General features: G+C 56.4%; 11 protein-coding genes and 1 pseudogene. 2 read left to right on the top strand and 10 right to left on the bottom strand.

What is annotated here, in order from left to right; translation table 11 throughout:
- Positions 1 to 23: 23 nt before the first annotated feature.
- The 9 genes from A6B35_RS31545 to A6B35_RS31505 form a co-directional block, all read right to left on the bottom strand.
- Complete coding sequence (locus A6B35_RS31545) at positions 24 to 1124, bottom strand: proline racemase family protein (RefSeq protein ID WP_202799439.1); 1101 nt, start codon at positions 1122 to 1124, stop codon at positions 24 to 26.
- A 35-nt stretch (positions 1125 to 1159) separates the two neighbouring features.
- Complete coding sequence (locus tag A6B35_RS31540) at positions 1160 to 2275, bottom strand: mandelate racemase/muconate lactonizing enzyme family protein (protein ID WP_006199510.1); 1116 nt, start codon at positions 2273 to 2275, stop codon at positions 1160 to 1162.
- 16 nt (positions 2276 to 2291) lie between these two features.
- Positions 2292 to 3383 carry an alcohol dehydrogenase family protein gene (locus tag A6B35_RS31535; protein WP_040581761.1) on the bottom strand — a complete coding sequence of 364 codons (1092 nt, stop codon included), beginning with the start codon at positions 3381 to 3383 and terminating at the stop codon, positions 2292 to 2294.
- A gap of 269 nt (positions 3384 to 3652) precedes the next feature.
- Entirely contained in the window at positions 3653 to 4891 is a 1239-nt protein-coding gene (locus tag A6B35_RS31530) for an NAD(P)/FAD-dependent oxidoreductase (RefSeq protein ID WP_006199508.1), read from the bottom strand.
- Positions 4892 to 4943: 52 nt separating this feature from the next.
- A complete protein-coding gene (locus tag A6B35_RS31525; protein WP_006199507.1) occupies positions 4944 to 5267 on the bottom strand; it encodes a 2Fe-2S iron-sulfur cluster-binding protein in 324 nt (107 codons plus the stop codon).
- A 104-nt stretch (positions 5268 to 5371) separates the two neighbouring features.
- A complete protein-coding gene (locus A6B35_RS31520) occupies positions 5372 to 6385 on the bottom strand; it encodes a sterol desaturase family protein (protein WP_006199506.1) in 1014 nt (337 codons plus the stop codon).
- Positions 6386 to 6390: 5 nt separating this feature from the next.
- On the bottom strand, positions 6391 to 7239 hold the full coding sequence (locus A6B35_RS31515; RefSeq protein WP_006199505.1) for a 3-methyl-2-oxobutanoate hydroxymethyltransferase: 849 nt from the start codon (positions 7237 to 7239) through the stop codon (positions 6391 to 6393).
- Positions 7240 to 7499: 260 nt separating this feature from the next.
- Positions 7500 to 8435 (bottom strand): LysR substrate-binding domain-containing protein, encoded by a 936-nt coding sequence (locus A6B35_RS31510; protein ID WP_040581755.1) that lies wholly within the window; start codon positions 8433 to 8435, stop codon positions 7500 to 7502.
- A 252-nt stretch (positions 8436 to 8687) separates the two neighbouring features.
- Positions 8688 to 9803, bottom strand: a complete 1116-nt coding sequence (locus A6B35_RS31505; RefSeq protein WP_006199503.1) for a mandelate racemase/muconate lactonizing enzyme family protein — start codon at positions 9801 to 9803, stop codon at positions 8688 to 8690.
- A 1235-nt stretch (positions 9804 to 11038) separates the two neighbouring features.
- Between A6B35_RS31505 and proX the strand changes: the two genes are divergently transcribed.
- Both proX and A6B35_RS31495 read left to right on the top strand, forming a co-directional pair.
- Complete coding sequence (proX, locus tag A6B35_RS31500) at positions 11039 to 12046, top strand: glycine betaine/L-proline ABC transporter substrate-binding protein ProX (RefSeq protein ID WP_006199502.1); 1008 nt, start codon at positions 11039 to 11041, stop codon at positions 12044 to 12046.
- Positions 12047 to 12055: 9 nt separating this feature from the next.
- A pseudogene (locus A6B35_RS31495) lies at positions 12056 to 12524 on the top strand (pantoate--beta-alanine ligase); the annotation flags it as partial.
- A gap of 377 nt (positions 12525 to 12901) precedes the next feature.
- Here A6B35_RS31495 and A6B35_RS31490 read toward each other — a convergent pair.
- The gene (locus A6B35_RS31490; RefSeq protein ID WP_006199500.1) at positions 12902 to 13666 is read right to left on the bottom strand and encodes an SDR family oxidoreductase; all 765 of its coding nucleotides are present in this window, start codon (positions 13664 to 13666) and stop codon (positions 12902 to 12904) included.
- Position 13667 lies beyond the last annotated feature (1 nt).

Below are 13667 nucleotides of genomic sequence, written 5' to 3'. Positions count from 1 at the left end.
GCCTTGAAACCTTCTGACGCCTCTTAGGTCCGACCCGCGTCTTGGTTCATTTCGGGCCACGTGTCCGAAATCGTATACCCCGTAGGATAAGGATCATCGTCTTCAAGCATGTAAACGCATTCGGCAGTGATCCACGCCCGCCCGCTAATCGCCGAGACGATGGCGCTGTAGGGGCCGACCGTCGTCGTGCTGAGTATTTCTCCCATGAACACCGAGTCGATCAATGACCTGTGGGCAAAGGCCTGTCCCACGCCGATTTCCCCCTTCGCATGCATCACCGCAAGCCGTGCCGACGTTCCTGTACCGCAGGGGCAACGATCAACCCGGCCGGGTGAGACAATCACCGCATTCTTTGACTCGGCACCATGTGAACTACGTGTAACGGGGTCCACAAACATGACTTGGGTGATGCCAGGTAACTCGGCATTCAAGGGATGGGACACGGGTATCTGTGCCGCTGCGGCAGCCTTGATTTCCTGTCCCAAGTCACTGAGCCGCCGCCCCTCGGATGCACGGAGTTCGAACCCGAACTGGCGTGCGTCCACGATAGCATACGTCATTCCCCCGTACCCGACGTCCACGATCAAGTCGCCAAAGTTCGACAGGTGAATTGTCCTACCGGTGCAATAGGCAAAGGCAGGCTGGTTTGTGAACCGGACCGAACCCACCTTGCCACCTGAGGTATCGCATTCGATCTCAATGAGGCCTGCAGGAGCTTCAAGCTTGAACCGGGTTATCGGACCAGTGATCGGCACAATGCCAGTTTTAAGCAGGGTGGTTGCCACGCTGATCGTGTTGCCGCCTGACATTTCAGGATATTCTTCTGCCTCGGCGATAATGTACGCAGCGACCGCTGCGGGATTCTCTGTCGGCACGATGAAGTTGACGCTCTGAATCATACTCCCGCGGGGTTCTCGAAGAAAGAATCGGCGCAGGCCGTCGTGGTGGTCCCGGAAGAATTTCATTTTCTCAAAAGCGGTGCCCTCGGGCAATTCGGGAAGCCCGGAGATGACAACTTTCTCAACGTCTCCCTCGCAGTGGCAGTCGTACGCCGTAAATCTGGCATTGATCTGAGTTATTGGGAGAAGGCCCGACGATTGAGGCATATCAACCTTTCCAGACATGGGACGTCGACGATGGCTGAACTCGTGTTGCACCGCTACGAATAGCTGGCAACTGGTTCGCCTAAGACTTCCAGCCTGGGTGTGATCCCCAAGCCAGGCGTGTCCGGGGCTGTCACGCGGCCGTCGATTATGTCAAAGTCTCCATCAGCCGTCGTCTGGGCAACCATGGCCCGAAGATCGACGACGCAACGCAAATATTTTTCCGGAATCGTCTGGCCCATTTGCACAATCGCAGCAAATGCGATGGCCGATCCGATTGTGTCCTGGACACTCATCGTGTAGCCAGCTGCGATCGCAATATCGCGATGACGACGGCCCCTTGTCAAACCGCCATTCTTGGAGATTTTTAACCCAAAGGCCTCCGCCGCATCGTCGGCGACCAATTGAACGATTGATGAGTCGCTCATTGCAAGTTCGTCGAAAATCATAGGGATGTTAGAACGCCGACGCAGCGAAAGGCATTCGCGCCACGTCGCGCAGGGCGCCTCGAGTACGAAATCCAGGCCGTGCGGAAGGAGTCGAAGCGTACGAAGGGCCGTCTCGACCGTCATTCCCCCGTTGGCGTCGACAATGAAATACTCGCCTGCTCTTTTGTCAGCCAGCGATGCCGCAATGCGAGCCGCGTCCTCGACCGGGTCGCCGCCGATTTTTACCGAATGACCTCGATAACCCCTTGCTCGATGCTCAGCTACGTTGCGACGCATGTTTTCGGGTTCATCCATGCGTATAGACGAGATAAGCGGCATTTTGAGGTTAGTCCGCCCTCCCAATAATTCGCATACAGGAAGACCGACTGACTTTCCGAAAACGTCCCAGCATGCGACGTCGATCGCTGTTTTGGCATGCTCATGACCAAGAAGCGCCGCATCCATTGCATCGTTGACGCGGTCAACCCGTCTGGGGTCGAGCCCGATAAGCGAGGGAGCAATTTCAGCAATCCCAGATCGGACACCCAGTGCGTGAGATGCCACGTAATTCGCGCCAAATGGCGTGCTTTCACCCCATCCCTCGAGGCCAGTTTGGGTCGTAATACGCACCATGGTCGCGTCGAACGTCGTGTATTCACGGTCGCCTGACAGGAGATAGACACCGCCGGTATACGGCAGGTCGACCTTGAATACGTCAATACGCGCAATCTTAAGATCTGGCATTGTTACTTTCCATTTTTTAGTGAGGTATGACGAGCACCAGTTTCCCGGGAATACGCTTTGACAGAAAGTCTTGCTGAGCCCTAACAATATCCTTCAATGGATAAGTGTTGCCGACAAACGGGCGGATCTCACTTTTTTCGATGTAGGAAACGAGATTCGTGAAAACTTCGTCGGGCTGGAACGTGCACCCAAAGAAGGTGAGATCTTTTAGGTACAGCGTACGCACATCAAGCTCAACAATGGGCCCGGCTATGGCCCCGGCGACCGCATAACGTCCGCCTTTCTTTAAGACGTCCAGGAGCGCTGCAAAGCCAGGTCCCGCTGCAACATCGATAGCAACGTCGGCGACTTCCTTGCCGAGGTGTTTAACCAGATCCTCGCCTCGCGGGACGACACGATCGGCGCCAAGCTCGCGCAGTTGTTCGAGCTTGTTAGCCCCCGCGATTGCGGTCACCATAGCTCCACGGCGTTTGGCCAGCTGGATGGCAGCGGATCCGACGCCGCCCGAGGCGCCGGTGATGACCACATGTTCGTCTCGCTTGACTCCGGCACGGTGCAACATGGCTTCTGCCGTTGAGTAGGCGACTGGTATGGAAGCGAGTTCAACATCGCTCCAATTGCATTCTATCTTATCAGTTTCGTGTGACGGTGCTTTGGTATACTGGGCGAAAGCCCCATCGCACTCTGATCCAAAGACCCAGCCCTCCAGAGGCCTGAAATCTGCATAGGTGCGTATGATGTTTCGCACCATGACGCGTTCACCGATCCGGCTGGCATCAATGCCGTCGCCGACGCCGACGATGTGACCACAGCAGTCGCCCCCTTGAATGCGCGGAAATGACATAGGAACGCCTGACCACGTTGCGTCGGCGTCCTGCACTGTTTCGAAGCCTTGCGTCGCACCTGCCTCTGTGGCGCTGTTGACACCCTTTGAATACCAACCAATTCGCGTGTTGATGTCAGTGTTGTTGATGCCGGCAGCCGCGACACGGATCAAAACCTCTCCAGGGCCCGGCGTGGGTACCGGTATATCCTCGCGGTACTCGAGCTTGTCGACCCCCCCATGCCCGACGAGGACTACGCCAGCCATCACCTCTGGAATTTCAATTCCAGAGCCATTCGAAGATTTCGAAAAACCACTTTTCATCCCTGGACAGACCTCGATTAGTGTACACAAGTTTTCTCAATGATTTCAAACGCTAGAGCGAGGTCAGCTAGATAACAACCCGATAAATACTCATGGTTCATGAGACGAAATGTTATCGATAGAGGAGGTGAGCAAGCCCCGGCGTAGCCTTCACCCTACCCTATCAAGCTCTACACAGGCGTTAGTTCACAATGTTCACTATACAACCTTTAGTTGAAAGCCACCTTTATTCACGCCGCAAATGTTTCTGTAATCGTGGTGGCAAGCGACAGGAGCGACTTCACGTCTTTGGACGTGTCGCTGACAAATTCTGGTAAAATCGTCTGACCGGTTTCAATAATGCGCTTGCCAACCATATAGGATCGAGAGTCGTTCATCGCGTCGAGCGCAAGCAGTTGCGGCCCGCGATAATACCACACAGATTGTGAAGGGCCCTCTCCCTCACGCACCACGAAGCGATCATGCCCGACGTTGAGACCGGCGATCTGAAGCTTGGCGTTGTATTGATCTGACCAGAACCAAGGCTGCGCCTTGTATCGGACAGCGGCACCAGCAATGTTTCTAGCTACGAGTTCGCCATGATCTATTGCGTGACCAACGCTCTCGAGCCTGATTCGGCTTCCACCATGGCGAAAGGAGGCGCATTCTCCGGCCGCCCAGATGCTTGGGTCGGAGGTTCGGCCGAAGGCATCGGTAGCCACCCCATTGTCGATGACCAGGCCAGCTTCGGACGCAAGTTGGGTTCTGGGCGCAATGCCAATACCCACGATCACGAAATCGACCTCCAGCTCGGTACCGTCGGATAACAGAGCCCGGGAAACGCGCCCTTCACCGATCAGACGGCCAAGCCCGATGTTTTCTAGGATGGTGACCCCGTGCTCGGCATGCAGTGCACGGAAGAAATCGGAAGTCGCCGGTGCTGCGACGCGCTGGAGTATACGCGGCGCCATTTCGATCAGGGTAACATCGAGACCGAGTTTTGCGCCGAGGGCAGCAGCTTCCAGGCCGATATATCCGCCCCCGACGATGAGCAATTTTCGTCCGGGGCTGAATTCCGCCGTCATTGCGTTTGCATCGGCCACCGTACGGAACGTGTACACTCCGCCTAGCTGGCCCCCTACCTGCGCCGGGAGCCTCCGCGGGCTGGAGCCGGTCGCCAGGACAAGCTGGTCATATCGAACGGTCTCGTCGCAGCACCTCACTGTCTTCGCAAACCGATCGATTGCGGAGGCTGGGGCACCAAGCTTTAGGTCAATACCGTTTTCACTCCAGAACGACGGGGATCGTAGAAGGAGCCGTTCGAAATTGGTTTCGCCTATGAGATACCCCTTGGACAAGGGAGGGCGTTGATATGGTGCGACAGGCTCGTCACCTATTATCGTAACCTGTCCTGAGAACCCGAGTACTCGCGCCTTCGCCGCTACCGAGGCTCCTGCTTGGCCCGCGCCTATGATTACGATACCGGCCATTCCCACTCCCTGCCGCTGTAGCCTCAAGCTCGCCGACACATCGGTTCTGATCTCAGGCTTGCCTCTCCGGCATATGCAGCACTAAGCCGTTCAAAGCCTCGGTCACTCGGACCTGGCAAGTCAGGCGCGATCGCGTCGCGTCCGGCTCATATGCAAAGTCCAGCATGTCGGCCTCCATCGGCTGTTTGGCCGGGAGCTTTTCAATCCACGCAGAGTCGATGTAGGCGTGACAAGTTGCGCAGGAACATGCACCACCGCAGTCTGCCTCGATGCCGGGAATGCCGTTGTCCCGCGCGCCCTCCATAAGGGTCCCTCCCTGTGGGACGCCAACGGTATGCTCGCGGCCGTTGTGTTCTACATAAGTGATCTTAATCATCATGACCTTTCTAAGCGACCTGCTCCCCTTCTCCAGGAAGGCAATGTGGTCACAGGCTCACGCCGAAGAAGCGGGGGGGCGCGCAGAGACGTTTCCCTGGCGACTCACCTCTTACGCATCTCCTTGGTGCGAACCCGGGTACGGGCAGTCGCCTCTTCTGATCCGTCATGGAAGGTCCCAAACCATTTGTCGCAAGGCACCTCTGGTTCGCCGTAATTGCATTCGAAGTAGCGGTGATGCAATTGGTGGAAGAAGTCGCCAACCTTCAGGCCCGAGTCACTGTGTTCGCCCGCCGTAACCGACTCGTATCCGGCATGCGAACTCACGGCCAAAAGCACCTTCGACTGAAGGTGGAAGATAAAATGGATTGGGTGTGACGCGAGGACAAAGTGGATCACAATTGAAGTCAAATAGATGAGGTGCTCAATGGGATGCATGGACATGCCCGACCATGGCCCAACATTGACATTGCGGTGATGAAGCGAATGAAAGCGGTTGTAGAGCGGTCCCCAATGAAGAACACGATGAATCCAGTAGAAGTGAAAAACCCCGTACAGCGGCAGTAACACAAACCACAGGACAAACCAGACTGGATGCGCCGTGAAGGTTAGAACCGGCATATAGCCGTTCGCATAACACCAAAGGCCTAGGACTTCGTACGCTGTCCATACCGTTACGCCGCTAGCAATCGTCCAGAACACGTTATCGAGAAATTGGCTGCTGAAAGTGAATAGCGCATTCTTCTTATGGAACGGGCGGGCGTCATAGCGCAGACGGTCTCCCTGCATTTTGAACGTATACAGATAAAGATGCATTCCGCCGGCGAGAAGCACTATCATTGCCAGATTGCGCAGATAGATGGCTGCGACCCAATCAAGACTGAATGTGCGCGCAGTTTCCAGCGTCGGTGAAAGATAATACCAGGTCAGGAAAGACACGCCGACCACAATCAATCTATCAGAAATAGGCAACCACGAGTGCCAGATGAGCATTAGCCCCTCAAGTGGTCCGCGCCTGAGGTTGAAGATGGATTTGTCCTCGAGCGGCAGATTAGGGCGGTAGTTCCAAATCGCTTTTCCAGGGAGTGTAACTTCTGGCTTTGTCGTATCGGTGACCATGTGCGTCATCCTACGCTTTGCGCACCCAAGGGGGCTGCTTCGCCCAGCCGAGCCTGGAATGACTCCAGCTCGTTGGGCTTCATCGAGACCGTAACGTTGCGATAGGGGAAAGAACCATCCCGCACGGCGGCGTGGAACGCAGTCAACGCTTGGATTCTTTCCCGTTCCATTTGCTCCTGCAACTGAAGCACATTGCCATACGCGTAAGCATGCCGGGGAGGGTTCTTCGTCTCACCACAAATGTCTTCCGAAAATAGGAAGGTGACGTCCCCACCAGAGCCGGATCCAATTGAAAAAGTAATGAGGCTCGTTTGCTCGTTGATCGCCTCAAGCACTTCCTGTGGCACGAGCTCGACCTCGACAGCGAAAGCACCTGCAGCCTCCATGGCCCGGAAGCGCTCAACAAGTTTCATCGCTTCGTCGGCGTTGGTACCGTAAGCACGCAACCCGCCAATCCAGGTGCTATAGGGAGGCACCAGGCCGACATGTCCCATAACCGGAAAGTCAAGATCGGCTAGCATCTTGATGGTGTCGAGGCTTCGGCTTGTATAAAGCGCGTCGGCGCCCTCATCCATCGCTCGCATCGCGCCTTCGAGCACATCTTTTTCCGTAGGGTGATCTACAAGCATAAGAGCCGCGGTCACGAATGTGGTAGGCGCCCCATCCCTGACCTCCTTCAAATATTGCGAACGCGTCATCAGCGTGTCGATCCCGGCGGCGGCAGCTCGCGCCGCTTGTTCGCGACTGCTGACTGTTACTTCGGTCAGCTGCACTTTGCCCTTGTTGGCGCGCAAGTCGGCAACCGTCCAGTTGCGTTGAGCTGGCCGATGACCAAATGTGAATATGTTGCGCATTCGCCACCTTCCTTGGAGCGGATTTAAACCCGTTGCGGCTCTTCAGGGCTGAAGGATGTGGCCGCGACACTCGGAAATCAAATGAAAGTTAGGCAGCTTTTGCATTCCTCCAGAGAATGCAAAAGCTGCCTAACTATTCAGGGTGGGCGCTTTCATGAATCAGCATGCGTCATCGTCTACGCCGGCAACTCGGCTAAAGGGGATAGCAAGGGCGCGTCAAACTCGGAACTTTCCGGAGGGCTGCCGTCAACAACGAGTGTTCAGTCGCCAGACAGCGAAAAGCCCTTGATAGGGCCGCCATACCGCCTGGTCAGCCATTCCTCAAACCGCTGGATCGGAAAATCTGGAGGTCGATGCGAAGGCCAAGCGATGTGGTACTTATCCTCTGTTTGGCGGAATTCGGGGAGCGGGGTCACCAAGCGTCCGGCTTCTAGCAGTTCGCCAAGTACCCGGAGGTAGCCCAGAGCCACGCCTTGCCCTGCTAGGCACGCTTGGATCAAGTTGTAGTAGTTATTGAATCCCATCGTGCGCTGGTTTTTGGGCGGCTCCAAGGAAAACTCACGCAGCCATTGCCGCCAACCCACCCACGATGGGTGTTGAGCCTGCATGTAGAGCAGTTCGCAATTCTGCAGGTCAGTCACTTTTAGGAGGGGCCCGTTCTTTTCCAGGAACTCAGGAGAACAAACCGGTGTCATAATGTCCGAAAACAACGGGCGTAGAGTGAGACCTGGAAAATCTGGTTCTCCGAAGGTGAACACTAGGTCCACTTGCCCTGTCGGCTCGATGCCTTGAGGGTCGGCGGTCACAACAAAGATCTCCCCGCCGCCAAAACATTCCCTGACCTCGGCGACCCGAGGCAGCAGCATGAAGGTCGCATTGGCCGTTGATGTCGAAAGTACGATCTGCTGCCTAGATCGATCCTGAATTAAATCCTCAAGAGCATCAATGATCTGAGATGCCGCGGCGGAGTAAGCTCTCAAGAGCCGATCGCCCGCCGGGGTTAACGAAATTTGCTTATGCGCCCTGGCAAAAAGCGGCTGTCCGAGCCTGCTTTCGAGCTGAATGATCTGCTTGCTGACTGAGCTCTGTGACAGGCCGACTTCTTCGCCGGCTAAGGTAAAGCTTTCGCGGCGCGCAGCTGCTTCGAAGGTCGGCAATAGCCTTAGGATGTTATGGTACAGCGTCTTTGATCGCATCGTCTGTCGCGCCACAACAATTTGAGTTCTTTCGCTTCTAGGGCATCCCCCGATTGCCGACAATGTCGGCCGATGCCTGCGCAAGGATCCCAAGTCCCTGGCCAGACCGAATACGAAGTGCAGACAGGCGGGTCGCATCACCGAACACGAACTCGAATTGGCCGTGTCGCCCCGGTCGACCGACAGACCCTTAATTCTGAGCGCCACCGGCCGTCATTGGGCCTTCGCAATCGTATGGCTCACGCGCCATACCTAGGAATAATGGGCAACTGGATCACCTAGGAAATCGAGGCGAGGTGTGATCCCCAGGCCTGGTAGATCCGGGGCGACGATACGTCCGTTAACGACATCGTAACGGCCGTCGGCGGTCTTCCCAGACATCACGGCGCGGCTTTCAAGCACACAGCGAAGGTATCTCTCTGGAACGGTCTGGCCCATATGCACAATTGCTGCGAAGGCTATATCGGAGCCCGCAGTCTCCTGGACGCTCATCGTGTAGCCGGCCGCAATGCAGATATCGCGGTGGCGGCGTCCTTTCGTGAGCCCGCCATTTTTGGAGATTTTCAAACCTATTCCGTCTGCTGCATCATCAGCTATCAACTGCACGATCGAAGCGTCGCTGGTTGCCAGCTCGTCGAAGAAGATCGGGATATCGGTCCTCCTGCGCAGAGATACGCATTCCCGCCACGTTGCGCAGGGTGCCTCAAGTACAAAGTCGAGCCCCTGAGGAAGAAGACGCAGCATGCGTAGCGCGGTCTCTACCGTCAGCCCTCCGTTCGCGTCGACGATAAAGAATTCTCGGGGCTTTTGATCTGCGAGAGCAGCCTCAATTCTGGCTGCGTCCTCTGCCGGTTCCCCGCCCACCTTCACGGAGTGACCTAGATAACCCATGGCACGATACTCAGCTACGCTCCGGCGCATATTTTCCGGTTCATCCAAATGGATTGACGAGATAACCGGCATCTTTACGTTGGTGCGCCCCCCCAACAGCTCGCACACGGGGAGACCCACAGACTTTCCAAAAATGTCCCAGCAGGCGACATCGATCGCCGTCTTGGCATGTTCATGCCCTAAAAGGGCTGCATCCATGGCGTCATAGGTGCGGTCAACTCGTCTTGGGTCAAGGCCAATAAGATGGGGCGCCATTTCTGCGATGCCGGACCTGACACCCAGCGCGTGGGAGGCGACATAATTAGAGCCCCAGGGAGTGCTTTCCCCCCAGCCTTCAATTCCATCCTGCGTAGTTACCCGCACGATTGTCGCGTCCAAGACGCTGTACTCGCGCCCCCCTGACAAACGGTAAACCCCGCCCTTATAGCGGAGGTCCGCCTTGAAAACATCGATCCTTTTGATGGCGCATTTAGACACAGTAGGTTCCTCCCTTGATGTTCCGCGCGACCTCGTCCTGACGTTCGACACTTGCAGTTTGGACATCGGACCCACCGCAAAGACTGACCGACAGTCTTTGGTTCTTTATGCCTGCACGACAAAGAACAACCCGCACGGCAGCGTAACCCCCTCCGACGGGTCGATTGCGTGGCTAAGGTCTACTTAGCCACCTGCTTTCGCTTCCGCGATCCATCTTATTCCACTGCTCGAGGTATCACTCATTGCGGCTCCAATTGATGTCAACGCGATGGATTGCCGGCCGCTTTTTCGTCCCTTCCTATCCCGCCGGAGCGTCTTCGAAGGATTCTATATATCGACTGTAGAGAGTGCAGATGGGCCTCGTTCGTGCCTTACAGTGTATGCTTACCGCCTACGCATCGCGCTGGCGGATTGGCTTAGTTCCGCCCCCTCAGCCCAGCGTAAGGGTATTCCCTCTTGAGTTTCTCAGACGCTAACGGCGGGGTGGTCTCAACACAACGTGACAAAAGATCATGCGCCTCAGGAGTAAATGTTATCAGTCGGTCGACGCTTCAAACGCTCCGGTGCCGAGATATACCGCTACAATGAGCACCCGCCAGCGGCCTTTTCGCGTTCTCGCGGGGGGTAGTAAGTGCGGGATCGAGGCGGAAGCGCTTGGGGTAGGCGCAGCGGGCTGCATACTCTGGTATCGGTCATCGCTCGCATGCTTTTCGCGGCACGTCGCCAGCTTGTTGGCCGAGGGTCGGTCCGAGGGCCCCTAACTGGGCTTTGAGCTGACGGGACACTTGCCAAACCGGGCAGCGGTGCCACGGCTCTGATGTCAGGAGCGTAAAGGCCGGCAGATCTCGGCTCCTCATTGTTCAGCAAAGAAAGTCCCGGCATCCCCGAGCGATGGCGACCCCATGCGAGCCATATTAGCGTGATAACATTTAGTCGTGCGGGGCATGACTTTTTATCCCGTTGATTTGTAGCCCCCCCCCGCTACCATCCCAGAACCAAACAAAGGAAAAGCCTCTCAAGTCATACCGAATGCGCAGTTTCCCCCGACTGAGAACTGGGCATTTTGTCCGCCTGCCGAGCACTCTGCGCGTGTAGCGGGCATCCAGGTCTTGGCTGAAGGAAATGTTGTGAAACCCGAGGACGTTTTTGGGGAGACTCCCGCGGGTTGGTGGTGTTAGCGCTGTCACCGCAAAAGGGCGCGAGCAATCATCTAAATAAAACAGGAGGAGAGAACTATGCGTATAGGTGCAATAGCGATGTCCCTTGGGGCGCTGGTTGTAGCGTGCACCATTGGCACGGCGGAATCGGCGGAGAAACTTCCAGGAGCAGGGATTTCGGTGCAACCAGCCGATCAGAACTACGCTGACGAGTGGTTTGAAAGAGATATCGTCAGTATGGGACTGGAGGATCTTGGGTATGAAGTAAAGCCATCTGCCTCCATGCAGCTTCAGTCGGCCATACTCTCAGTCGGAAGTGGGGACGCAACCTTTTACGCTACATATGACGATCCGCTGCACTCATCTATTTGGGAGAAAGCTGGAGGAAGCGCCAAGCTTCAGCCAGTCGGAACATTGGCCGAAAACTTCCTTCAGGGCTACTTAATCGACAAGAAGACGGCCGATGCTTTCAATATCAAGACGATCAACCAGTTTAAGGACCCTAAGATTGCAAAACTGTTTGACAACGACGGAGACGGCAAGGCCGAGCTCTATGGATGCCAAACCGGTTGGGGATGTGAGAGAGTTATTGAGCATCAGATGGATGCTTATGGCCTTCGCGACACCGTACAACACCTTCAGGGTAGCTACGAAGCGATCATCGCCGACGCTATCGAGCGTATCAAAGCCGGTACGCCAACTTTATACTATTCGTGGAGCCCGATGTGGTTGACTACAGTGCTTACTCCGGGCAAAAACGTAGTTTGGTTGACGGTCGACCATACCGATCTTCCGAAAGACTTGGAAGGGGCAAAGACAATTGTTCCTGGGATTGGCAACCTAGGGTTCACCTTCTTTTCTGAGCGCGTGATCGCAAACACAGCGTTCTTGGACGCAAATCCAGCAGCGCAGAAGTGGTTCGAATTGCTTAAAGTTCCGCAAGAAGACATTAGCGCCAACAGCCTGCGAATACACGAAGGGCACGGAAAGCCGGAAGACATTCGCAAGAATGCGGAAGATTGGAGGCAAAAACACCGCGTGCAATGGGATGCCTGGATTGCTGAGGCAAAGGCCGCGGCCAAGTAGTGTAACAGTCTCGGGCCGCTCGGCGCCCATCTGCTCTACGCGCCAATGCTCTACGCGTCAAATGCGGCGGACCGCAAGGATTCGACACCACGGTGGGTGGGTGAGCGATGGCCTGTGCGGAGAGTTCCGTCCCGGCCATTTCGACGGCGTGGCAACCGTCGTAGCCAAGCTCTTTTTACAGACGCGTGCTGATCTCGCCTTCTTCAGTGAGAAGGATTTCCAGCAGCTGCACGTCGTTCGCCGGCTCGTGCGCGATCTCGACATTCCCATCGAGATCGTAGCATGTCCAACGGTACGTGAAGCCGACGGCCTGGCGATGTCGTCGCGCAATGTCAGGCTCTCGCCCGAACAGCGCTTGGCAGCGCCAAAGCTCCCCGAAGTCCTGTCCACCTCGGCCGAGCGGCTGTCGGCCGGAGCGCCAGCAGAGCTAGTGCTTGCCGAGGCCCGGCAAGCGATCATCGCTGCCGGTTATAACAAAAGGTATCCCCACGGTGACGGCCGCCTTGCTGAGGTAGGCTGAAAGCTGCCAGTCCTAGTGCAAGCACTAGGACTGGCCCTGTGATGAAGCATCAGATCGAAGTGATCACGTCGGTTGAGCGGCGCCGGCGCTGGTCTCGGGAAGAGCGCGAGCGTCCAACGCGCAAGCCTTTCCCCGAGCATCTGCCGCGCGAGCGCGTCGTCATCGCCGCGCCCGGAACTGCCTGTGCCGCGGTTCAGCCAAGCTGGCGAAGCTTGAGAGTGAGCTCCGGCTCAGAACGATCGCGAATGCGAGCATGTATTTGAACGGCCGAGATCGATGCCGGTTCTGTTTGCGTTGGCTTCGCTCATGCGACGGCTCCCAGTGCGAAGAATTGTTCAGACGGTCGCACTCAGCCCGCCATCGATGACGATCAAGGCGCCGCTGACATAGGCCGCGCGGGCGCTGGCCAAGAATGCAGCAACTGCTGCGAATTCCGAGGGATCGCCAAGCCGTCGGGCCGGAGTCCTATCCTCGAGCGCACGGATGGCTTCGGCATGGTCTCCGGTTCGATTGGCTTCATGAATCGCGGTGCTGTGTGCTCCAGGAGCGAGCACGTTTACGGTGATGCTCTTCCCTGACAATTCTTGTACGAGTGTGTGGCAATAGGGCACTAGCCCTGCTCGTGCGACACCCGACAGCGCGAAATGTACCGGGGTCCGTACAATAGCCTCGGAAGCGATCATCAATATTCGCCCCGCCCGCGAACGCCGCAGATACGGCAAGGCAGCCGTAACTAGATTTATCGAAGGTAAAATCACTCGGTCAAACGCATCGTCGAAATCCTTAGGCGTCATGGCCGAGGGTGGCCCGGCAGAAACGCCGCCGCAATTCGTCACCAAGATGTCGATACACCGAAAATGCTCTGCTGTTTCGGCAACCCAAGCTGTTGCATCCGCACAGTCAGTTACATCGGTTGCGCGGGCCAGCACTTCGGCGCCTTTGCTGCGCAACCGATCCACCGCTCCTTCCAGCCGCACCGGATCCCGGCCACAGATGGACAGGTGGCAGCCTTCATTGGCTAACTCCTCAGCTGTGGCCAAACCTAAGCCGCTGGACGCGGCCGCCACCATTGCCACCTTGCCGTCAAGCCCTAAATCCATT

The sequence above is a fragment of the Mesorhizobium amorphae CCNWGS0123 genome, from assembly GCF_001686985.1.
GTDB lineage: Bacteria > Pseudomonadota > Alphaproteobacteria > Rhizobiales > Rhizobiaceae > Mesorhizobium > Mesorhizobium amorphae.
The sequence above is the reverse complement of the archived record's forward strand: the minus strand, read 5'-3'. Positions and strand labels throughout refer to the sequence as shown.